Origin of the sequence: uncultured Erythrobacter sp. (assembly GCF_947502395.1) — a bacterium.
Classification (GTDB): domain Bacteria; phylum Pseudomonadota; class Alphaproteobacteria; order Sphingomonadales; family Sphingomonadaceae; genus Erythrobacter.
The window spans coordinates 907,562-929,902 of the sequence record NZ_CANMZM010000003.1 but is presented as its reverse complement, the minus strand read 5'-3'; the positions used below and the strand labels follow the sequence as shown (position 1 = coordinate 929,902).

Genomic DNA, 22,341 nt, shown 5'->3' with positions numbered 1-22,341 from the left:
TCTCACAGTTTTTAGGCAAATTACGCCAATGATGCCTTAAGATGCGTGCTTGCCCAAGAGCGCTCTGACGCCTATTTGAGCGGCCAAACACTCTCACTTGAAATTCCGACCCAAAGGACCCGCCCCATGGCTGCGCAATACGCTTTCGTAATGAAAGGCATGACCAAGAGCTTCCCCGGCGCACAAAAACCGGTACTCTCGAACATTAACCTGCAATTCTACCAAGGCGCCAAAATCGGCATCGTGGGCCCCAATGGTGCAGGTAAATCGACGCTGATGAAGATCATGGCCGGGATCGACACCGATTTTAGCGGTGAGGCTTGGGCCGGTGAAAACATCACTGTTGGTTACTTGGCTCAGGAGCCTGAACTCGATCCGACCAAGACCGTACTTGAAAACGTAAAAGACGGCGCGCGTGCAACCGCTGATCTGGTTGAAGAATTCAACGCGGTTTCAGCCCAAATGGCTGAGCCCGACGCAGACTTCGATGCGCTTGGCGACAAGATGGCTGAGCTTCAGGGCAAGATTGACGCGGTGGACGGCTGGACGCTCGACAACCAGCTTGAGATTGCGATGGAGGCCCTTCGCTGTCCGCCATCCGACAGCCCGGTTGATAACCTTTCAGGCGGTGAGAAACGCCGTGTCGCCCTCACCCGCCTCCTAATCCAGAAGCCGTCCATCCTGCTTCTGGACGAACCGACCAACCACTTGGATGCCGAAAGCGTTGAGTGGCTTGAGAACCACCTCAAGGAATATGCTGGCGCGGTCCTGATGATTACCCACGATCGCTACTTCCTCGATAATGTTGTGGAATGGATCCTCGAACTCGACCGCGGTACTTACTATCCATACGAAGGCAATTACTCAACCTATCTCGAGAAGAAGGCCAAGCGTTTGGAGCAGGAATCGCGCGAAGAGAGCGGCAAGCAAAAAGCGCTGTCACGCGAGTTGGAGTGGATCAGGCAAACGCCATCTGCGCGCCAGACCAAGTCAAAGGCGCGTATCCGCAAGTTTGAAGAGCTTCAGGAAGCGCAAGCTGGACGGGCTCCGGGCAAGGCACAAATCGTCATCCAAGTGCCAGAGCGTCTTGGCGGCAAAGTCATCGAGGCTAAGAACATTTCGAAAGCTTACGGCGATAAGCTTTTGTTCGAAAACCTGTCTTTCATGCTGCCCCCCGGCGGGATTGTCGGTGTGATTGGCCCGAACGGCGCTGGTAAATCGACATTGTTCCGCATGATTACGGGCCAAGAAACACCTGACAGCGGTTCGATTGAAATCGGCGATACAGTGCACCTTGGCTATGTCGACCAGTCGCGCGACGATTTGACGCCAACAAACAACGTCTGGGAGGAAATCTCAGACGGTCTCGACTACATGCAGGTCAACGGCCACGACACCTCGACCCGTGCCTATGTCGGCGCGTTCAACTTCAAAGGCGCAGACCAGCAAAAGAACGTCGGCAAACTCTCTGGGGGTGAGCGCAACCGTGTGCACATGGCGAAGATGCTCAAGCAAGGCGGCAATGTGCTGCTACTGGACGAGCCAACCAACGACCTTGATGTGGAGACCTTGGGCGCGCTCGAAGATGCGATTGAGAACTTCGCCGGCTGCGCAGTAGTAATCTCGCACGACCGCTTCTTCCTCGACCGTCTGGCAACGCACATCTTGGCGTTTGAGGGCAACTCACACGTTGAATGGTTTGAGGGTAACTTCGAGGCTTACGAGGAAGACAAGCGCCGCCGTCTGGGCGATGCAGCGGATCGGCCAACGAGGTTGGCTTATAAGAAGCTGACTAGGTGAGAAAAAAGGGGCGGGTTTCCCCACCCCTTTGGTTAGGCCAAGAGCCAAATCGCAACCGCAAGCCATCTTATGATGGCAGCGACGTTGATCGTTGTCTCAACTTTCACCTCGACAAGGAATTTCGGCATGACCGATCTCCCAGGTCGCGGCGCGCCGTCGACCTGAAAGGTTGACGTAACTCGCGGCCACATTTCGGATTTACCCCCGTCAGTGGCTTCCGGGCTGACCTCCACACGTGCACATGCTTTGATCCGGCGGTTTGGTGTCCGGGCTCCGACGCCGATCCATCAGATCAGTAAGGTCAAAGCTTAGCGGCCGCCAACTCGGTTATCAATCGGTGGGCGTTTACCAGACGCTCCGCTTCAAACCCAACCTCTTCCATAGTCCAACGAGAACAAGATGGCGATAAATGCGTCGAATGTGCTGGGGAAAATCAACGTCACCCCGGACTTGATCCGGGGTCCAGCTTCTTTACTTCGCGGAAATACTCAAAAGTAAGTTGGATCCCGGCTCGGGGGCCGGGATGACGGATGCGCTTACGCGGGACGGACCGAAGCGGCACTAGGCCGCCCCATTTTCCTACATCCGAAACGCCTGTTAGCTTCAACGCTGACGCGCTCAAAACCTAAGTGACGGCCTCCACCAATCGGCAGGTCTTGTTGATCCTTTGTTACGGCTGCAGTTTATCAACTAAGTCCCCTTCCAAGAGCCGCTCACGTGCTTCATCGACCCGCTTGCCACTCCCGCTATTCACCCTAACCTCAAATTAACCGAACTTGGCTAGCAAACGCGCTCGCTTTCACCGGGGGTTTCGTTCTTGCGCGAATTGCTGCTCTTTTTCTCGACTCCGTTGATGACATTTATATTTGCAGCCGCGTTTCTGGTCATATGGACTCGGGATAAGGGGAAGCATGAGAATCTGGCGCTAAGCCTCGGTTGGCTGTTGCTGACTTCTGGCTTCTCGATCTCGCTGATGAGTCCAGACCATTGGGGGCGAGCGATCCCAGCGGTTACCCATGTCCCGTACACTCTGGCCGCCGCTGCCATGTCTTGGGGCGTGTTGACGCGCGTCGGCGTAAAGCCACCTCTGGTGCCCCATTTGTGGATGGCTTTCACCGGCTTTGCGACCATGATGGTGGTGCAAAATTTCGGTAACTCCATTGTTGCCGACGTGATGATTACCAATGTGACTTGCGGCGCGATGATGGTGATGACCGCTCAGCTCTTCACCCAAGCTACAGGCCGAGATTTGGTCGAGCGCTTCCTATTAGTCATGCTAATATTGACTGCCGCGCAGTTCTTTATCCGCCCAGTCCTCTCTTTGATGTTTGATGGACCAATCGCCGCAGAGGCCTATCGTCAAAGCGCATACTACTTTGCACTGAACTGGGTCTTTGCCTTTGGATCAGTCCTCTTCGGGCTCGCCCAGATTGCAGGGTCGGTTAAGGACCAAGTTTCGGCGCTCTATCACAAGACTTCTCGCGATGCGCTGTCTGGCCTGCTCGTACGCGGCGAATTCGAAGCACAGGTCGAGACGCTTCTCAATAGGGCCAATGCCGAAGGGGTCGAGACCGCACTAGTGATTGGTGACATCGATCACTTCAAACAGGTCAATGACATTTGGGGCCATCAGGCAGGCGATGGCGCGATTGCTGCATTCGGTGCGATGACCGAAACAATGATCCGGCCAAGCGACATAGCAGGGCGGGTTGGCGGCGAAGAGTTCTGTATTCTTGTCTGGAATGCCAACGAGGCCATCGCAGCAGGGCTCGCCGAGCGTTTGCGGGTCCGCACCAATGCTCTTGAGATCGGTGAGAGGGCGTTCGATGTGCGCCTGACTGCAAGCTTTGGGGTAGCTCAGCAGGTGAATGGCGAAGGCTACCGCGCGCTGTTCGCCAGAGCAGATGGCGCACTTTATGCATCTAAGGAGCCAGGGCGAAATCGTGTCAGCCGGGCGAGCGTGATCTCACCAACTGGATCCACAACAGATGGAGGCAGCCAGGCCTTCAAAGCCCAAGAGATCAGCCTCAGCGACCGAATGGCACACCATACCAAAAGATACGCAGGCTAGTCCTGAAACGGCAGTTGGCTGGATAGCCAATACCAGACGAGACCGGATAGCGCCTTTTGCACCCTAACTCGCTAACAACAAAGCGAGCGCTGCCAAGGCTGCTTGATCGTCTGTCGTTTAGGGCGAGACCCACCGACCTTGCCAATCGCCGGAGCCATCCTTGGTGAACTGAGCCCGCACATGTCCGGTGTGTGCAAGATAGAGCCAATCGAGATCGGTCAAGTCGATCAGCAGCACTGCGAAGTTCTCGCGCGCCGGGATCAATTGCTCATCGGTTGGCTCATACCCCTCAAATTCGTCTGGGAGTCCTGATGTAGGGACATCGCTCTGTGCGCCTGGCCCCTCCCCAAGATAACAGCGGCGCGCAAAGTTGGTGCCGTTGTCCCAAGCGGCCTGAGACACCGGATCATCTTGTAGGATGAGCCCTCTGCCCTTGGCCCTAATCTGAATCTTCGAGTTCTTGTCGTAAAACAGCACAGACATGCGGGGATCGGCCTCAATGGCTGCGACCTTCGGTGCGCGGTTATCGGTATGAAAGCGCAAGGTCCATGCATTCGAATTGAACTCGCGCAGGACCATTCCTCGCGCCTCCACATCGCTTGTCACTACCGCTGGCACATGCATGGGAGAGCGCCGATCTTTAGCGGCACGCACGAGGTGCTGCTTCAGGTCGGTCTCTACGTCATTGAGTGTTTCGAACATGGACATGGCCCATTGAAGCTTTGAAACGCCCGGTCAAGCTGTTCATCCAAAGGCCCTCAAACATGAACATAAGCCTAAACGAGTGGTTAAGCTTGGGCTCAGCGACTCGTTTGTAGAAGGCGGAACACCGGGATAAGACACGCTCGGGTCTAACACGCCGTAAGTGGTGGGGCGGCAACACTGGAGGCACATCATGGACTTAACGCAGCTTTTGAAAGGAAGCGCTCTATCGGCCTTAGCCATAGCGCTCGCCTTCGTCGCACCCACAGAAGTAGCGGAGGGTGAAGCGCTAGCGCAGTCGCCGATTGCGGCAGAATTCCAGCCGGATCGAGACGACCGGGTTAGGCGCAGTGAGCGTCGTGCGAACCGGACTGAACGCCGTGCAAATCGACAAGGCAACCGCCAAGAACGACGAGCCAATCGTTCGGAACGGCGGACAGAGCAACGCACCGAAAGACGAGCCAATCGCCGGGAGAACCGCGCTGAACGAAGGATCAACCGCACCGAAAGACAACGCGTTCCGGCAGCGGACCGCTGGGTCAATCGCGGGGATCGCGCACGACAGAATGCGACGCGCAACAACCGCGCAGATCGAGTGGAGCGTCGAAGCGAACGCCGCGCTGACCGCGTGGACCGTCGCAGTGAACGACGCGCAGGCCGCGTGGACAACCGAAGTGAACGCCGGGCAGACCGCATAGAGCGCAGGGGTGACCGCCGTGCAGATCGACTCGACAGGCGCGGAAATAACCGGGCCGCCAATCGGGTTGATCGCCGCAGCGACCGGCGTGCCGACCGGGTTGAACGTCGAGGTGATCGTCGCGCAGACCGGATAGAGCGTCGCGGAGATCGCAGGGCCGATAGGATTGATCGTCGTGGTGACCGCCGCGCTGATCGGCTTCGGAATGGTCGCTTTAGCGATGGCCGGGCAAATCGTCGTGATAATCGCCGGGTCGATCGTGCTGAACGCAGAGGTTTCCGCGACGGTGTCCGTGCCGAAAGGCGTGCAGACCGCCGCTACCGCAACAACCGCGGCTATTATCGCAGCGACCGTGGCTGGCGTGATCGTCGCTTCGCTTATGGCCGCGGATACCGCGACGGTCGCCGTGATTTCCGCCGCTGGAATCGACGCGGTTGGCGCAATGACCGCCGCTATGGCTGGCGCAACTTCCGCGGTTCTAATCGCGGCATCTTCCGCCTGGGCCGCTACTACGCGCCATTCTACGGCCACCGCTATAGCCGCCTGAGCATTGGATTTTACCTTGATAACGTGTTCTTTGGACAGCGGTATTGGATCAACGATCCGTACTCTTATCGCCTACCACCCGTGTATGGCCCGTATCGCTGGGTGCGCTATTACGACGATGTGGTTCTGGTCGATGTCTACACAGGCGAGGTTGTCGATGTGATACACGATTTCTTCTGGTAAAGCCGGGTGCACTCAATGCAGGAAAACCCCCGAAAGAGCTTATCTTTCGGGGGTTTTCTTTGGTCCTGTCACAATGCTAGTCAGCTTAGATGGCGAAAACCGAAACCATTCCTGATCAAGACGCGCTGAGGCGCATGGGCAAGCTGGTGCGCGAGCGGCTTGAAGCTGATCCGGGTGTCTACAAGATTGATACCGATAAAGCCGACTTGTTTGCGGTTGGAGAGTTTCTGACGCCGGCCGAATGTCAGCGCTTGTGTCTGATGGTCGATGCGACTGCGCGCCCTTCAAGCCTGCACGAGATTGGTTATGACAGCGGCTTTCGCACTTCCTATTCGGGCGACCTTGATCCGCATGATAGCTTTGTCAAAAGCATCGGACGAAGGATAGACGATCTGTTGGGCGTGAACTCTGCTGTAGGGGAAGCGATCCAGGGTCAGCGTTATTTGCCCGGCCAGCAATTCAAGCCGCACAATGACTGGTTCTACACCACCGAGAAGTACTGGCTCGATGAGAGGAAGCGTGGCGGTCAGCGCAGCTGGACCACAATGGCATTCCTCAATGAAGTGGAAAAGGGAGGCGAGACCCACTTCACCGATATCGGCATCAAGATTGAGCCCAAGCCCGGCGTGCTCCTGATCTGGAACAATGCCCTGCCCGATGGCCGCCCCAATGAAGGCACCATTCACGCCGGAACACCCGTCGTGAAAGGCTCCAAATACATCATCACGAAATGGTACCGCACGCGCAAATGGAAGTAGATTGAAGACCGCTTACGCCTTCGCCAGTGCCTCTTCGATCAGCTTTCGCGTGGGTGCCACACCATAGAGCGCAATAAAGCTGCCCATGCGTGGCCCCTGCTCTGAACCGAGCAGCGTTTCGTACAATGCTCGGAACCAATCGCGAAGGTTTTGAAAGCCGTAGGCTTCATTCTTGCCGATCTCATAAACCATGGTTTGCAAGTCTTCTGCGCTCGCATCGCTGGTCGCTTTGGCAAGTTTGGCATCGAGCTCACGCAAGGCATCCACTTCACCGCCGGATGGCGCCCGTTTCTTGAGCGTCGGCACGATAAAATCGCGAGTGTAAGCAACCGCCGCTTTTATCATCCGATCAAGGTCGGGATTGGCTTCGGTCTTACCGAGATAGCTTGTCACATAGCTTGCCAAATTCTCCGCCGTCGCCTCTGCACCCAGCACACTTGCCAGGTTCAACAACAGGCCAAAGCTCACTGGAACCGTGTCGCCCGCGCCGGGTGCCTCAGGCGTTGTCAAAGAATGGTTCGCGCGCAGCAAGTGCCACACTGGATTGCCCAACTGCTTGTCAAGCGGTTGATCCGACAAACGCTCGCGGAACTGCCAATAGTCATCGACCGCACGCGGGATTACGCCGGTGTGCAATTGCTTAGCGCTCTTGGGATTAGGGAAGATGTAGAAGCCAAGGCTCTCCTCGGTTCCGTACTCCAACCACTGCTCAATCGTCAGCCCATTGCCTTTCGACTTGGAAATCTTCTCGCCCTTATCGTCGAGGAAGAGTTCGTAGATGAGGCCTTCAGGCTTATTGCCGCCCAGCACACGCGCAATTTTTCCCGACTGAACTCCTGTGTCGGTCAAATCTTTGCCATACATTTCATAGTCAACACCCAGCGCGACCCAGCGCATGGCAAAATCGACTTTCCATTGCAGCTTGGATTGGCCGCCCAGCGCGCTTTGCTCAATCACCTCTCCATCTTCATCAGTGAAGCGGATCGCACCAGCATCGGCATCGATCACTTCAACCGGCATCTGCAACACCGCGCCCGTCTTGGGTGAGATCGGCATAATCGGTGAATAGGTCGCGGCTCGCTCTGCCCGCAAGGTAGGGAGCATGATGTCGAGGATCGCTTGATTGTTCCGCAGAACATTCTTCAATGCCTCATCAAACGCGCCCGAATTGTACCGGGTGGAGCTAGCGATAAATTCATACTCAAACCCGAAACGATCGAGAAATTCGCACAGCATCGCATTGTTGTGCGCAGCAAAGCTCTCGTACTTTTCAAACGGATCTGGAATGCGCGAAAGAGGTTTCCCAAGGTGCTCAGTAAGCATCGCCTGATTTGGCAAGTTTTCAGGAACCTTGCGTAGGCCATCCATATCATCGCTAAACGCCACCAACCGGGTGGGTTCACCTGTCAGCGCTTCATATGCGCGCCGGACAAAGGTGGTGCGCAACACCTCTTGGAATGTACCAATATGCGGCAGGCCGGAGGGGCCATAGCCTGTCTCAAACAGCACCGGCGCGATCTCGCCATCAGAGCCACGTTTTCCTCCGCGCAGCCGCTTGTGGAGGCGCTGAGCCTCTTGAAATGGCCAAGCTTTGGAGGAGCGTGCGGCTTCGATGAGTGTCTTATCAGTCATAATATCGCGGCTTTGACCGGGGATGCATCATGTTGCAAGCGCTAAGGCGCAGCCCTGACCGCGTGAAGCTCGTGAACTTAAAACCAAATCAAAGCTCGACTGCCTCGCCATCCGCGGGAATGAACACGCGCAACCGCATAGCCTCATCCTTGTCGCTTAACGCGGTGCGCAAATCGTCACGCGTTGAAAAGCAATGGTCGAGTGACTCCATATGCACGGCGATCATCTTGCAATCGGAATTGACCGCGGTGGCCATCTCCATCAATCGCACCGCCTGGGCCGCATCCATCAACATGATATCCGACGAAAGCGCTTCGATAACTGGTCCGCCGGTATGCGCGATCACAATATCAGGTCGGAATTGTTCAAGTATCGCGCTGACTTCATCCTCATCCAAAACGGAATCACCCGTCCAGTAGATTGTTGGGCAGTCTTCAGCTTCAATCACGATTCCGTTTACATTGCCGAGCACCCTACCAAGGTCACCACGCCCGTGTAGCCCCCAAACCTGGTGAACCGTGATTGCACCGAACTGAGTTGGACCGTTCTCCGACATGACTGACACGTCGGTAAATCCGCGTCCCTCCAGATCGTCTTTGAAGGCGAGCCGGGGACCTTCTGGCCCGCGGTTGGGCGTATAGCTGTTGTCTGGCGTAATGATCGGGATGTCTTTGGGTAGCATGTCAGTGGCTGCACGATCGAAGTGATCGGTGTGCATGTGGCTGACGATCACGGCATCGATATCTGCGATGATATCTGCTGCTGGTACGGGCAGCGATGCCGTAGGGTTCGGTGCGATGCCAGCAAATGACTGAAACGCGCCCTTTTCGGATAGCATCGGGTCCAACAGCAGGGTCATGCCAGCATAGGAAAGGCGCGCCGTTGCATTCCGGACGAACTCATAGGTAACCGTGGGCCTTGCAATCCGCGGAGTAGCCCCGCTGCAGCCAGAAACAATCGCCGCGGAGCAGATGCCGCACAATTGGATAAACTTGCGTCGTGATGCTTCCATAATCGCCTGCTCTAACTCTCAATACTATGTCGAACTTGCCTGACATATGCCGGGTACCGAAACAAGCACATGCGAGGCGCACCGCCGATGCAATTGCAAACGTACGTGCAAGTCCGATCACGCCCGCATCTCCTGTTTATCATGTTGCTTGAAGTCGAATTGCGAAGCACCATCGACGGACCTTGCTGTACGGAAGCGCAAAAGGTGGCGGTAGACTATTCGGTAAGACCGCGGTGATCCGATTATCGTTGGCCCCATGCAGACGACTAACCCTGAATTCGGGGCGACGAAATCTTGGCCGCCTTTATAGGCAGCAACTTCATCGCGACAGACGGTGATCTGAAAAGGAAGCACCTCAGGATCGAAGGGCACACTTCCTTCGGTCAATATGTCAGCGAACCGCAGATGCGGCCCACCGTCGCTTTTAACCTTTACTATGGGTCTTCAAAGAAGAGCTTGGCTGACCGCACTGCTTGGATTGTAACTATCCAAGGGCCAGCTCGAATTACCCAATACAAGCTCAACGAGGCGCCTTGGCCCGACCAAGGTGCAACCCTGAGTGGGTCGCAGGGGAGGGACGGCTCGGCATTCAATTTCGGGACTGAATTGCCGGGCCGTTCCTCTTTTCCTGAAAGACTTGCAAGGCTTTCAATCTTGGCAAACCACTAGTTGAATACGTGCGCCGCATCAGATCGGACTGTTTCCCGAAACTTTCGCATCATGCGTGGAATAAGAAATAGGTCGAGCATCAACCACGAAAACCAGATCCCAACCCCGATCTGTCCAGCCGGTAAATAGACTTCACCGATCAGCAAGCTGCCGATGACCAGCCCGATTTGACACAATGCCCCGGTCTTATCGCCGCAGTAGAAGCGATGGAGTGATCCAAGCCAACCGAGAAACCAGAACACATAAGCTCTTGCGATAGTCCGCTGATCAGGAGGGCCACCCCATCCGTAGGATTGGCCTGTAGATTTCTCCGATTGTTTGAGCGGCACGATTCCCGAGTCTGCGCGTCCTCTCCCAAGTTCACCGTTGGCCCCGAAATCTGACATTGCTGCGGCTCTTTGGCCCATTGGTCGTGCAGCTTGTGCCACCCTTGCGTCATCCGAAACAATCTTGCGGCCGAGTGGCACCATCTTTCTCCGAAAAATCAAACCGGTAGAAGTCGTACGATATGTGATTTAGCGCCAGGTTAACGGGGAAGAATTAACGCTGTTGGCAAAGAAGGCCATGGCCATTTACTTGAGCGGACAGTTCCGTCATTTTTGCATCTCTCGTGCCCAGTCCCCTTCCCCTCCCCGCTCTTCATGCCAGCCATTCGGGCAATTGGCTCCGCGCCTCCGATGGCAAAACTGAGGCTGCGTCAAAAGGTGATGCGATCATGGCAGCGGCTGACACGCCGGTGCTTTTGCTAAACGCACCCTTGGTCGCCAACCGGCTTGGCTATCCCGATTTGTCAGGGCTCGATCTGCTCGAGCTATTCGCCTTTGTTCACCCTGCACGCTTTTGCGTGCCAACGCCGCGCGGCCTTGCCTCGGCGCTTGGGTTGGAAGAGCCTGCCAATGATGAGGCTGTGCCCGAATTTCTGCAATCGGCAGCCGGTGCCTTAGCCGAGGCGTGTGAGGACCCTGAATGGTTTGAGCGCGCGGGCGCATGGTCCTCGCTGCAATCGCTGGAGCGTCTGCGCTGGCCTTGGGCGCAAGTGATAAAGCCGCATGTGGCAAGACCAAACACCGCAGAGCGCTGGCTATTTTCGGCACTCCCGGAGTGGGAGGAAGCAGGCGAGCGCGGCGCCCCGCAGCAGGTCGAATTGCCTAGCGGGGATGTGCTGGCAAAGCTGGACGAGCTCACAGGAGAGGCTGCCGAGAAGCGCGAGGGTCAACGTAGTTACGCGGATGATGCCGCAAAGATATTTGCTCCGCGCGATGTGCGCGAGATTCCGCATGTCGCGCTCGCGCAGGCAGGCACAGGAATTGGCAAGACACTGGGCTATCTTGCGCCTTCCTCTCTTTGGGCGGAGCGGTCAGGGGGAACGGTCTGGGTTTCGACCTTTACGAAAAACCTACAAAGACAATTGCGGACAGAGTCGAGACGCGCCTGGCCGGTGAAGCGCCCTGATGGGACACCACCCGTGGTGGTGCGAAAGGGGCGCGAGAACTACCTGTGCCTTCTAAATCTTGAAGACGCATTGCAAGGCGGCTTTGCAGGGCGTCCGGCCATTCTGGCACAACTTGTCGCGCGTTGGACCAGCTTCACGCGCGATGGCGACATGATCGGCGGCGACTTACCCGGTTGGCTGGGTACACTGTTCAGGAAACGGGGGATTGCCGCCCTTACCGATCAGCGCGGCGAGTGCATCTACGCCGGCTGTCCGCACTATAGAAAGTGCTTTATCGAACGCACCGCCAGAGATAGCGCGCAGGCCGATCTGGTGATCGCCAATCATGCTCTCGTCATGGTCAATGCGGCACGGGGAAGAGACCACGCACAGCGCCCCACCCGTATCATCTTTGATGAGGGGCACCATGTCTTCGAAGCGGCGGATTCGACCTTTGCCGCAACACTTTCAGGTCAGGAGGCCATTGAGCTCAGGCGCTGGATCGTTGGACCAGAGCGCAAGAATAGAGGACGCAGACGCGGGCTTTCGGCGCGGCTTGCTGACGTTGCAAGCTATGATGAGGAAGGCGGCGAGGCGATTGAGCAGGCTTGCGAAAACGCCGCTGCTTTGCCCGCGGAAGGCTGGCTCCAACGTCTCCATGAAAACACTGCGTCAGGCGCGATAGAGATACTGCTCTCCGCCGTACGCACCGTCATTTATGCCCGCGACGAAACCGGTCAGGAGGCGGGCTATGGCATTGAGATCGAGGCCTCGGGCCTACCCGGTGAAGTCATCGAGGCCGCAACCAACGCCGCAGAAGCCCTCGCCAGCATCCGCACTCCCTTGATGCGGCTCGGCGCACGGCTTGAGGCGATTATGGCTGACCCGCCCGACTGGCTTGATGGACAAGGCCGCGCACGAATTGAAGGAGCGCGATTTTCGCTCGCGTGGCGGGTGGACTTGCTGGGCGCGTGGGAATCATTGCTGGTGCGTCTTGGAGGGCCAGCGGATCCGGAATATGTTGACTGGCTCGCCGTCGACCGCTCCGATGCGCGTGAATTTGATGTGGCCATCCATCGCCGCTGGCTCGATCCGATGAAGCCCTTCGCCAAGTCTGTTCTTGAACCTGCCCACGGCGTGATGTTGACGAGCGCCACGCTCACCGACCGGATCGGAAGCGACGCAGGAGACCCGTGGGAAAGCGCCATTGGCCGCTCAGGCGCGGCGCATATCGAAAGCCAGCCGCTTCTTACTGCTGCCGACAGCCCCTTTGACTACAAGGCCCGCGCTGAGGTCCTGATCGTGACTGATGTGAAGAAAGGCGATCTGCCCGGTCTTGCGGGTGCCTATGCGCGGTTGATCGAGGCAAGCGAAGGCGGTGTCCTTGGCCTCTTCACTGCAATCCGTCGCATGCGTGCTGTTCATGGCCGAATAGCCGACCGCTTGGCACGCGAAGGTTTGCCGCTCTATGCTCAGCATGTCGATCCCATCGACACTGGCACTCTCGTCGATATCTTCCGCGATGATCCGCGCGCGAGCCTGCTTGGCACCGATGCGTTGCGTGACGGGGTGGACGTGCCGGGCCGTTCCTTACGCTGCGTCGTGCTCGAAGCGGTTCCTTGGCCCAGGCCGGATATTCTCCATAAGGCACGCCGCGCCGCAAACGGAGGGAGCGCCCATGATGACCGCATCATCCGTGCTCGGATTGCTCAGGCATTTGGCAGACTCATCCGCAACAAAGATGATGCAGGGCATTTTGTCGTGCTTTCCGCCGCCTTCCCCTCGCGCTTGCTCACCGCATTTCCTGACGGCACTCAGGTGCGTCGCCTGACGCTCGAAGAGGCGCTTGAGCGGGTGAGTAGCGGTCTAATCGGCGAAGAATCTACCGAACCCGTTCAAAGCACTGGAAGTTTGGACGACAATATTCCAGACAGTTGGGAATGATCGAACAGTTCGACTTTTTTGCACGCATCATTTCGGTGGGGGCCAGCTTGATGCTCCTGGCGCTTGTCGTCGAAGGCCAGATTCGCAGAAATCTCAAGATCACACTTGTTGGCCTTCTTATCAGCACGATGGGCTATGTCATCAATTCCACCCCGGCGCTCGAACCGGCAGGATGGGCCGATGACATTCTCAATCTAGTGGCAATGTCTGCCCCGTTCTGGAGCTGGGTTTTCGGACGCTTCCTGTTTGAGCGCGACCCGCGACCTAGGATCATCGCTCTGGCGGCGGGTGCTTTGCTTGTAACATGGCTGACAGGCACATTCATTGAGGCGCTTGACCCCGCCCCATTCTATATCAATCGCGCGATCTCTCTGATCTTGATTGCGGATTTGATAAGGGTTGCCTTTGTTGACCGAGCGGATGACCTGATCGAGAAACGAAGAGTTATTAGGCTCGTTCTCCCAACCCTTATCGGAGTGCAGATTGGCCTGATCCTCGTCTACGAGATGATCCTCGGTCCATTGTCACGAGTGGAGTTGGTCCAATTCGCCAACGGCATTTTGATCTTGCTGATTACCCTTTTCGCGGGGATTGCGCTGGCGCGAACAGATCGCGAATTGCTTTTGGAATCGGAGCCTGCCGTGATCGATACAGAGCGCGACTCTGTCGATTTTTCACCAAGCGAGACCGTCCTCCACACTAAGTTAAGCGAAGCGATGACAGAGGGCGCGTACCGAGAAAGAGGCATCACGATCGCACGGCTTGCGGCGCAGCTCGACACACCTGAGCACCGCCTGCGGGCGCTTATCAATCAGAGGCTAGGCTACCGCAATTTCTCTGCCTTCCTCAACCAGTATCGTATTGCAGAGGCGCAACAGATGCTGTCGGCGAGCGATCATGTCGATTTGCCGGTACTCACGATCGCGATGGATCTAGGCTACAACTCGCTCAGTCCCTTTAACCGCGCTTTTCGTAGCATAACCGGTTCATCTCCCAGCGAATTCCGCAAAGCTGCGTTTGCAGACGAACCGATAGCTTAGGGGTAGAACAAAGCCGGTCAGAAATGAAAAAGGGTGCTCGATTTCAAATTCGAGCGGGGTTTTGTGAAGTCGATGAGACTGGGACGGGAAAGCTAAGCAAGCGGTGGCTGTCCTTCCAAAATGGAGCCTTTGCATGAGCGTTGCTGAAACAGACACGGTGAACAAACTGCCTGATGCCCCCACACTTGAATACGCGATCACGCGCGTGTCTGAACATTTTGCGAATGTGCTCTACTTCGATCTCGGGCGCTATCTGATCGCAGCTGGCGTTCTGACGCTGTTCCTGCTCGTCTTCCGCAGTTGGGCTGACGCACGACGAATCCAACGGAAACGCAAAGCCTCGCGACAGGACTACATCCGTGAGGTGCTCTCATCTTTTCGCACAGTTTTAGTCTTTGCCTTTGTGACCTTGGTGACATTGGTTGGTCGTGAAGTTGGGTTGATAGAGCTTAAACTCGAAAGCGCTCCGCTCTTCACAATCGCATGGCAATTCGCGTTAACTGTGCTTGTTCACGATGCCTATTTCTATTGGATCCACCGGGCAATGCACACAAAGACTCTATTCAAGATCGCGCATCTTCATCACCATAAATCGCGCACACCCACGCCTTGGACGGCTTACAGCTTTGCCACATTAGAGGCCGTTGTTGAGGCTGCTTACATGCCGCTTTTCCTGATCATCACCAGCCTACTCGGCATCCAATATGCAGGTTTCGCGCTGCTTCTTTTCTTGTGGCATATGATCATTCGCAATGTGATGGCGCATGCTGGCAGTGAGCTCTTCCCGGCGGGCTGGGTCGACAGCCCATGGACCCGGTGGATCTCGACCACCACGCATCACGATCTGCATCACTCTTCGGGTCACAATTATGGATTCTACTTTACCTTCTGGGACAAGTGGATGGGGACCGAGCATCCCCGCTATGCTGAAGAATTCCGCAAGAATGCAAAGCCACTTCGCCTGCCTCAACTGGCTCGCACTCAAGCTGAGCGAGTAAGCATAATGATGGCAGCCCTTCTGGCAGCGACAGTCACCGCCCACGGCTGGCTTGTCGCAATCGACTCCAGCTTTATCTGATCGTCCACTCCCCAAGCACGTAGGCCGGCGAGCGCTCCTCAGCACCGGCCCTACAAGCGGCAGTCTCGTCAGGCCCTTCCCCAGCGGACCTTATCCGATGGACTTGGGCGAGACTGCCGCATTTTTATTGCCTTCAAGACATGACATGGTGCATGCGAGATGGTGCTAACACGCTTGGGGGCTTCACTTGCCAAAACTTCTTGGGATCCTGCGCCACGCCAAATCCGATTGGAGCGATGGGGCGACGCGCGATTTTGACCGCGGATTGAACGATCGCGGACGACGCGGTGCTGAGGTCATCGGCGACCACATCCGCGAGGATGGACAAGCATGGCAAAAGGTCGTTGCCAGCCCAGCAGAGCGTGTCAAAGCGACTTTCGAAACCGGGCTACCCGAAGTTCAGGTCACTTATGATGATCGACTCTATCTTGCGAGCCCAGACACCATCTTCGACGTGGTTCAAGATCACGCCAGCCAAAGCGATGAAGAACCAAATGCGATCCTCATTTCAGGCCATAATCCTGGGCTGTATGAGACGATCCTTGAATTGGTCTCACCCGCTCAAGAGAACGATTTGTTCAAAGAGCTGTTGATCAAATTCCCCACAGGATCGTTTGCCATTGTTGAGTGCGAAATGGACAGTTGGTCGGAACTTAAGAAATTCACTGGCAAGCTCGTTCATTTCACGCGCCCGCGTGACCTTGATCCCTCGCTTGCGCCAGGATCTTAAGCTTCACCACTTACGGGCAGGTCTGCCTCAAGCGCTTCAGTGAATATCTGTCTTGGACCAGATCCCTCCACACCAAGCTTGTCATCTGGATTGTAGATCGCGCATTTCTCTAGGCTAAGGCAGCCGCAACCAATGCAGCCCTCGAGCCGGTCGCGCGTGCGCTCCAGAGCAGCAATACGCGCATCGATTGAGGCACGGATCGCCTTGCTGATACGCCGCCAGTCCCTGGCCGTTGGCGTGCGGCCATGCGGCAAGTCACGCATCACCCATTGGATTTGCGATAGGCTCAGCCCGAGACGCTGCGCGATGAGGATAAAGCTGACCCGCCTGATATCCGAGCGCAGGAATCGCCTCTGGTTGCCGCCGGTTCTGATTGGCTCAAGCAAGCCTTTGTCTTCGTAGAAACGGATGGCGGAAACGCTTTGACCAGTTCGGCGAGCCATCTCGCCGATCGGGATTAGGTCTTTGTGTGAAAGTGTTTTGATCATGGCCTTGGGTATAACCCAATCCAAGCTTGACCTCAACTTAGGTTGAGGTTGCACAGTGATCCTGCTTGGTGATTCGCAAGGAGCTGGAACCCCACCCCGAACCGCGGATCACAGCCTTAAAAAAGAGAGCAAGACCAATGGCATTAGGACGAATTGAACACGCAAATCTCACCGTGACACAGCCGGAGCGCAGCGCCGAGTTGTTTAGAAACTTGCTCGGATGGGAGGAACGCTGGCGCGGGAAATCGCAGTTTGGGGGAGACACGATTCACGTCGGCGCAACCGGAAACGGCGCCGATTACATCGCGCTATACACTAATGAGGATGCACAATCTGATACTGGAAGACGCTACTCCAAGGGCGAGCCCCTTAATCATATTGGCCTCCTCGTGAATGACCTAATCGCCGCTGAGGAGGCGGTCAAAGGCGCGGGCCTCGAGCCTTTCGGCCATGATGACTATGAGCCTGGCAAGCGCTTCTATTTCTTCGACTGGGACGGGATCGAATTCGAGATCGTCAGCTACGAAGGAGAAACGTCATGAATGAGATCATGCTCCGCGAACCGCTATTCTCTGACCAGTCTGGAAAGAGCAGCCGCAAAACGCCCGGTGCACCTCAGCACCGAGCCCAAAGCTGGTCAGTCGCCTCAATTGTGACGGCCCCACTCCACGGATTGCAAAGGGCTTTCGCCTCCTCGGGAGAACCCGAAACCCACGAGGTGTAGTCGGCCGGGTTGAGTAGTACCGGCATACGGCTGTGCACGCCTTCTGCTTCAGATTCCGTGCTCTCAGTCATTACCATCGAAAAGCACGTGCCGAACTCCTCGCTCTTGCGCCACACTCCCGCGGTCGCGAACGTCTCAGTGCCCGGCAAGGACAGCCAGGTTCTCGTCTTAGCTCCTTTGTTCCCTTGCGCGTCAGCCCAGGCGCATAAGGGATCAAGCAGCGGCGCCTTTCGAACGACGCTCGCCAGAAGAAGCCACCAAGCTTGTCAGTCCGCGCATTGTTGACGGATTTAGGCTTCAGCAGCTGACCGTTTTTGCCCGTCATGGCCAATGGAAAGCCCCAGCTCATTGTCCAGACTTGGTACTTCCCTTCACCGTTGGCAGCTACCACAAGGCCGGGGTACCCAGGATAGACTTCCTCACCAAAATTCGACGCGAGCCCGGTGTCCTCAGCGTCGAACAAATGCGCGATTTCATGCTGTGACTTTGTCATGCGGTAGAGATTGCACATGGCCTATGCGCCGGCGTTTCCGACCACAAAGCACGCTGCCGCCATCAAGGCACCCGCCCACCTGTTGGAGCGAAAGCGTTGAAGCGGGTTGTCTGGATCGCTTGGGTCGAGCGTAGATACCTGCCACAAAAGGTGGCCTGCCACAGGCAGAAGCGCGAATAGAGCAATCATGTCTGGCCGATAAAGCCAGATGCCAATCCCCCACAGTCCAATCGTAGCTACATAGAACCCAGCAACCCCAGCGTGCACATGTTTACCCAAGCGCAATGCGCTCGATTTGATCCCAACCAATGCATCATCCTCACGGTCCTGCAGCGCATAGATCGTATCATATCCGATCACCCAGCAGATGCAGCCAACATAGAGCGCCGCCAGAGCGTCCCAATTGTCGAAACGCAGCTGACTCCATCCCACGAGCAGACCCCAGTTGAAGACCATGCCAAGCCAAGCTTGGGGCCACCAGGTTATGCGCTTCATGAACGGGTATGCCGCGACCAAAGCGAGACTAGCCAGCGCGACGACTTGGGCACTCAACTTCAGTTGAAGAAGCACCACCAGCCCGGCGAGGCACAGAAGAATCAACCAACCCCAAGCGAGTTTCTTGCTAATCCGCCCACTCGCCACAGGTCTCAATGCCGTGCGCTCAACGCTCGCATCGAGCTTTGCATCGACGATGTCGTTGTAGACGCACCCGGCCCCGCGCATCGCAATCGCGCCAAGCAAAAGCCATCCGAGCAACGCGAATTGTGGCCCCGCTCCGGCAAGCCAAACCCCAAAGACGCAGGGCCAAAACAGCAGCCACCAACCAATCGGTCGATCAAACCGCGCCAACTGTGCCAAATCTCGAGGCACTTGCGGAAGGCGCGCGATAAGGCCGCGATGCTCGCTATCTGGGACAATATCGGCAGAGGTCGTGTCGTTCATAGCCGCACTATACCTCCAATCCCTTTTTCATCTTTACGGGCAGCTCGCCAACCAATCAGGCATGCGACGAACATGATCAGGTTGCCTGCAAAATCGAGCATTCCGATTGAGGTCAAAACCGGCACTTCATAGTGGAAGTACCAATTGAACACGAAGAACGGGATCAGCACCACGGCGAACACAGCTAAGGCGCGCGCCTCCCACCTCACCACCAATGCCATGATCCCGAACATTACCGCCTGCGCGCCGAAGCAAGCCATCATGAAGCGAGCAACATATGTGTCATTGCGATAGGCTTGGGTGAATGCCAGATCCATCACATGCCCCGGGAAAAACAGCGCCCAGCCGCCAAGACCAAGAAACACAAGAGCGATTAGAAACTGGCAAATGCGAGCGAGCATGCTTGCTCCCTAGCCTTAGACAGGCTTAGGGGAAAGCCATGCCTACCACTCCCGCCTGGCCGCCCAAAAGCGCACCACGCCTCTTTATCGAGCATGAACTCGCGAAGGGTGACGCTGTGGTGCTGGATGGCAATAACGCGCACTATTTGGGCAAGGTAATGCGAGTGAAGCCTGGTGACACGATAATCCTCTGCGATAATCGAACGGGTGAATGGGCGGCGAGCGTAACCGACACGGGAAAGCGGTCCGTCACCATTGAGCTTGTCGAACACCTGAGGCCACGCGAAGCCGTACCTGATATCTGGCTTTGCCCAGCGCTGCTTAAAAAGGATCGCTTCGATCTGGTGCTTGAAAAAGCAACAGAACTTGGCGTCGCCCGGATTCAACCGATCATCACGCGGCGCTGTGTCGCTGACAAGCTGAATGCCGAGCGCGCTCGCACCATCACCACCGAAGCCGCTGAACAGTGCGCACGCACTGCCCTCCCGGAGATAGCAGAGCCGATGAAGTTAGAGGCGTTGCTCAAACAATGGCCCAAAGAGCGTGCCCTCTATTTCGCCGATGAAGAAGGCGGAGAGCCTGCCGCCAAAACTTTTATGGCGAACTCCGGTCCAGCGGCGATCGTAGTCGGCCCCGAGGGCGGCTTCGATGATGCCGAACGCACCGCCATTCGCGATCACCCCCAAGCCCGCGCGATCACGCTTGGCCCACGCATACTTCGCGGCGAAACCGCTGCAATTACGGCGCTTTCTGTCTGGATGGCGGCGGCTGGTGATTGGTCGGCAAAAGAATGACTTCGGGCGATAAAAGCCAGTTTGCACTTCCCCATCTTGAGCCGGTTTCCTAAAGCGGGCTGCGAGGAGAGGACCCCTAACCTATGAGCACACGCGAAGCCTCTGGCGCTGATGAGCCCGTCATCGAAGGGCTGAATGATCTCATTGCCCCTATGCGCGCAGGTGAAAAGCCTAAAGCTGAGTGGCGCATAGGCACTGAGCACGAAAAGCTGGTCTACAAACGCATCGTAAACGGGGGCGACCGCCACGCACCCTCCTATGATGAGCCTTGTGGCATTCGCGACCTGCTTTTGAATCTGCGTGAATTCGGTTGGGAGCCCATCGAAGAGAACGGCCATGTGATAGCGATGAAGGGCGGCGATGGAACGGTGAGCTTGGAGCCTGCGGGGCAATTGGAGCTTTCCGGTGCACCGCTCGAAACGCTCCACGAAACCTGCAATGAAACGGGCCGTCACCTCGCGCAGGTCAAGGAAATCGGTGAGAAATGCGGTGTGGGCTACCTTGGCCTTGGTATGTGGCCAGACAAAACTCGTGAAGAGCTGCCCGTAATGCCCAAGGGCCGTTACAAGATTATGATGAACCATATGCCCAAGGTGGGCAATTTGGGTCTCGATATGATGCTGCGGACTTGCACGATCCAGGTCAATTTGGATTACTCCAGCGAAACCGACATGGTGAAGAAATTTCGCGTGGGACTGGCGCTGCAACCGCTTGCGACTGCGCTTTTCGCCAATTCGCCATTCACCGAGAGCAAGCCCAACGGCTACCTCTCTTACCGTAGCCACATATGGTCAGACACCGACCCACATCGCACCGGCATGCTACCCTTCGTCTTCGAAGACGGCTTTGGGTATGAGCGCTGGGCAGAATATATGCTCGATGTGCCGATGTATTTCGTCTTCCGCGATGGGAAGTACATTGATGCGGCGGGCCTTTCCTTCCGTGACTTTATTGACGGCAAGCTTTCAGTGCTTCCGGGTGAGCGTCCGACTGCAAGCGATTGGTGGGATCATCTTTCCACGGCCTTCCCCGAAGTGCGTCTGAAGAGTTTCCTTGAGATGCGCGGCGCGGATGGCGGCCCGTGGAGTCGGATCTGTGCGCTCCCAGCGCTTTGGGTTGGCCTGCTCTATGATCAAGATGCGCTTGATGCCGCATGGGATTTGGTAAAGGACTGGTCGATGGAAGAGCGCGAAGCACTTCGCAACGGTGCGCCGAAGTTGGGTCTTCAGGCGGCGATTCCCGGCGGCGGCACTATGCAGGATCTGGGCCGCGAGGTGCTTGATATCGCGCACAGGGGCCTCGCTGCCCGCGCACGCCTCAACGTCAGCGGCGACAATGAAACCGGATATCTTGAGACACTCGACGAGATCGTTTCCACCGGGAAAGTCCCAGCGGAGCGCCTGCTCGACGCTTATTATGGTGAGTGGGATGAGGACGTAAGCCAAGTCTATAGGCACTCATTCTAACCCTTTGGCGCTGCGCCGAAAATGGTGAGTGCAAAAACCAGCCTCTCAGCTATATTGCTTCGAACAGCAATGCGGGGGAGAATTGCATGCTTATTGTCTTAGCAGAAGCGAAACTGGGTGCTGGAACGCTTGAGGCGGGCCGTGAAGTGCTCTCTACAATGGTCTACGAATCGCGCAAAGAAGAAGGATGTGTTTCCTATACTTACGCCCAAGACCTGCTTGATCCGACCAAACTCATCATCGTTGAGAAATGGGACGACGATGCTGCCCTCGCCTTTCATTTTGCAACACCACATATGGCCACGTTCCAGGGCGCACTCGCCGGGCTCGACGTTACCATTACTGAACTCAAGAAGTATCAGGCCGATGACGGATCTCCACTGTCTTAAGCAAAGGGAGACGCGGTCATGATCGTTGTTCTTGGAAGCTTTCGTATCCCACCCAGCATGACCGATGTCATCCGCCCCGCGATGGAAGCAATGGTCAGCGGCAGCCTCGCCGAAGAGGGCTGTATCGAATACTCCTATGCGCTCGACGTGTTCGATCCGGGTCTTGTGCGCGTGCTGGAAAGATGGCGCGATCGCGCCGCGCTGGAGGCGCATTTGCGCACCGTCCATATCGCAGAATGGCGAGCGCAATGCTCAGCTCTGGCGATCAGTGAGCGGGAGCTAACAGGCTACGAAACCAAGGATGATGGGTTTCACTTTTGACGCTGTAGCCTGGTTCAGTCGTTGATAGA

Annotated in this window: 22 protein-coding genes; 13 read left to right on the top strand and 9 right to left on the bottom strand. The window is 56.5% G+C overall.

The features are described from left to right. Positions 1–126: 126 nt before the first annotated feature. Together ettA and Q0778_RS15730 are read left to right on the top strand one after the other, a co-directional pair. The gene (gene ettA / locus Q0778_RS15735) at positions 127–1,800 is read left to right on the top strand and encodes an energy-dependent translational throttle protein EttA (RefSeq protein ID WP_298302426.1); all 1,674 of its coding nucleotides are present in this window, start codon (positions 127–129) and stop codon (positions 1,798–1,800) included. Between the two features lie 853 nt (positions 1,801–2,653). Next, complete coding sequence (locus tag Q0778_RS15730; RefSeq protein ID WP_298337451.1) at positions 2,654–3,871, top strand: GGDEF domain-containing protein; 1,218 nt, start codon at positions 2,654–2,656, stop codon at positions 3,869–3,871. A 117-nt stretch (positions 3,872–3,988) separates the two neighbouring features. Here Q0778_RS15730 and Q0778_RS15725 read toward each other — a convergent pair whose 3' ends face one another. Further along, positions 3,989–4,573, bottom strand: a complete 585-nt coding sequence (locus Q0778_RS15725; RefSeq protein ID WP_298337448.1) for a pyridoxamine 5'-phosphate oxidase family protein — start codon at positions 4,571–4,573, stop codon at positions 3,989–3,991. A gap of 193 nt (positions 4,574–4,766) precedes the next feature. Between Q0778_RS15725 and Q0778_RS15720 the strand changes: the two genes are divergently transcribed. Both Q0778_RS15720 and Q0778_RS15715 read left to right on the top strand, forming a co-directional pair. Continuing rightward, positions 4,767–5,999: an RcnB family protein gene (locus Q0778_RS15720; protein WP_298337445.1), complete on the top strand. Its 1,233-nt coding sequence runs from the start codon at positions 4,767–4,769 to the stop codon at positions 5,997–5,999. A gap of 89 nt (positions 6,000–6,088) precedes the next feature. Further along, positions 6,089–6,757 carry a 2OG-Fe(II) oxygenase gene (locus Q0778_RS15715; RefSeq protein WP_298337442.1) on the top strand — a complete coding sequence of 223 codons (669 nt, stop codon included), beginning with the start codon at positions 6,089–6,091 and terminating at the stop codon, positions 6,755–6,757. A gap of 12 nt (positions 6,758–6,769) precedes the next feature. Here Q0778_RS15715 and Q0778_RS15710 read toward each other — a convergent pair whose 3' ends face one another. The 3 genes from Q0778_RS15710 to Q0778_RS15700 all read right to left on the bottom strand — a co-directional run bounded on the left by Q0778_RS15710 (position 6,770) and on the right by Q0778_RS15700 (position 10,456). Beyond that, entirely contained in the window at positions 6,770–8,389 is a 1,620-nt protein-coding gene (locus Q0778_RS15710) for a lysine--tRNA ligase (protein ID WP_298302411.1), read from the bottom strand. Between the two features lie 88 nt (positions 8,390–8,477). Continuing rightward, on the bottom strand, positions 8,478–9,401 hold the full coding sequence (locus Q0778_RS15705; RefSeq protein ID WP_298337439.1) for an MBL fold metallo-hydrolase: 924 nt from the start codon (positions 9,399–9,401) through the stop codon (positions 8,478–8,480). Positions 9,402–10,066: 665 nt separating this feature from the next. Beyond that, positions 10,067–10,456, bottom strand: coding sequence for a hypothetical protein (locus Q0778_RS15700; protein ID WP_298337436.1), 390 nt, complete (start codon positions 10,454–10,456; stop codon positions 10,067–10,069). 224 nt (positions 10,457–10,680) lie between these two features. On the opposite strand from Q0778_RS15700, the gene Q0778_RS15695 reads away from it, so the two are divergent. The 4 genes from Q0778_RS15695 (at position 10,681) to Q0778_RS15680 (ending at position 16,294) form a co-directional block, all read left to right on the top strand. Beyond that, the gene (locus Q0778_RS15695; RefSeq protein ID WP_298337433.1) at positions 10,681–13,446 is read left to right on the top strand and encodes an ATP-dependent DNA helicase; all 2,766 of its coding nucleotides are present in this window, start codon (positions 10,681–10,683) and stop codon (positions 13,444–13,446) included. Continuing rightward, positions 13,443–14,486 (top strand): helix-turn-helix domain-containing protein, encoded by a 1,044-nt coding sequence (locus Q0778_RS15690; RefSeq protein WP_298337430.1) that lies wholly within the window; start codon positions 13,443–13,445, stop codon positions 14,484–14,486. The genes Q0778_RS15695 and Q0778_RS15690 overlap by 4 nt, the downstream gene beginning before the upstream one ends. A 133-nt stretch (positions 14,487–14,619) precedes the next feature. After that, entirely contained in the window at positions 14,620–15,564 is a 945-nt protein-coding gene (locus Q0778_RS15685; RefSeq protein WP_298337428.1) for a sterol desaturase family protein, read from the top strand. A 187-nt stretch (positions 15,565–15,751) separates the two neighbouring features. Next, complete coding sequence (locus Q0778_RS15680; RefSeq protein ID WP_298337426.1) at positions 15,752–16,294, top strand: histidine phosphatase family protein; 543 nt, start codon at positions 15,752–15,754, stop codon at positions 16,292–16,294. Here the strand turns inward: Q0778_RS15680 and soxR are convergent. Further along, positions 16,291–16,782, bottom strand: coding sequence for a redox-sensitive transcriptional activator SoxR (gene soxR / locus Q0778_RS15675; protein WP_298302391.1), 492 nt, complete (start codon positions 16,780–16,782; stop codon positions 16,291–16,293). The two genes, Q0778_RS15680 and soxR, sit on opposite strands and share 4 nt — an antisense overlap. Positions 16,783–16,919: 137 nt before the next feature. Here soxR and Q0778_RS15670 point away from each other — a divergent pair, with 137 nt between their 5' ends. Next, complete coding sequence (locus Q0778_RS15670) at positions 16,920–17,324, top strand: VOC family protein (protein ID WP_298302388.1); 405 nt, start codon at positions 16,920–16,922, stop codon at positions 17,322–17,324. Between the two features lie 73 nt (positions 17,325–17,397). Here the strand turns inward: Q0778_RS15670 and Q0778_RS16380 are convergent, their stop codons facing one another. From Q0778_RS16380 to Q0778_RS15655, 4 genes are read right to left on the bottom strand one after another with little or no spacing between them, the layout of a single operon-like run. Then, positions 17,398–17,655 (bottom strand): SOS response-associated peptidase family protein, encoded by a 258-nt coding sequence (locus tag Q0778_RS16380; RefSeq protein ID WP_366519554.1) that lies wholly within the window; start codon positions 17,653–17,655, stop codon positions 17,398–17,400. Continuing rightward, a complete protein-coding gene (locus Q0778_RS16375; protein WP_366519553.1) occupies positions 17,577–17,999 on the bottom strand; it encodes an SOS response-associated peptidase family protein in 423 nt (140 codons plus the stop codon). The genes Q0778_RS16380 and Q0778_RS16375 overlap by 79 nt, the downstream gene beginning before the upstream one ends. A gap of 21 nt (positions 18,000–18,020) precedes the next feature. Then, a complete protein-coding gene (ubiA, locus tag Q0778_RS15660) occupies positions 18,021–18,941 on the bottom strand; it encodes a 4-hydroxybenzoate octaprenyltransferase (protein WP_298302382.1) in 921 nt (306 codons plus the stop codon). Next, positions 18,938–19,342, bottom strand: a complete 405-nt coding sequence (locus tag Q0778_RS15655; protein ID WP_298337423.1) for a hypothetical protein — start codon at positions 19,340–19,342, stop codon at positions 18,938–18,940. The genes ubiA and Q0778_RS15655 overlap by 4 nt, the downstream gene beginning before the upstream one ends. 38 nt (positions 19,343–19,380) lie before the next feature. Here Q0778_RS15655 and Q0778_RS15650 point away from each other — a divergent pair, with 38 nt between their 5' ends. The 4 genes from Q0778_RS15650 to Q0778_RS15635 all read left to right on the top strand — a co-directional run bounded on the left by Q0778_RS15650 (position 19,381) and on the right by Q0778_RS15635 (position 22,312). Further along, positions 19,381–20,136 (top strand): 16S rRNA (uracil(1498)-N(3))-methyltransferase, encoded by a 756-nt coding sequence (locus Q0778_RS15650; RefSeq protein WP_298302376.1) that lies wholly within the window; start codon positions 19,381–19,383, stop codon positions 20,134–20,136. 83 nt (positions 20,137–20,219) lie between these two features. Next, the gene (locus Q0778_RS15645; RefSeq protein ID WP_298302374.1) at positions 20,220–21,602 is read left to right on the top strand and encodes a glutamate--cysteine ligase; all 1,383 of its coding nucleotides are present in this window, start codon (positions 20,220–20,222) and stop codon (positions 21,600–21,602) included. A gap of 86 nt (positions 21,603–21,688) precedes the next feature. Further along, the gene (locus tag Q0778_RS15640) at positions 21,689–21,991 is read left to right on the top strand and encodes a putative quinol monooxygenase (protein ID WP_298337420.1); all 303 of its coding nucleotides are present in this window, start codon (positions 21,689–21,691) and stop codon (positions 21,989–21,991) included. An 18-nt stretch (positions 21,992–22,009) separates the two neighbouring features. Beyond that, positions 22,010–22,312, top strand: a complete 303-nt coding sequence (locus Q0778_RS15635) for a putative quinol monooxygenase (RefSeq protein ID WP_298337418.1) — start codon at positions 22,010–22,012, stop codon at positions 22,310–22,312. Positions 22,313–22,341 lie beyond the last annotated feature (29 nt).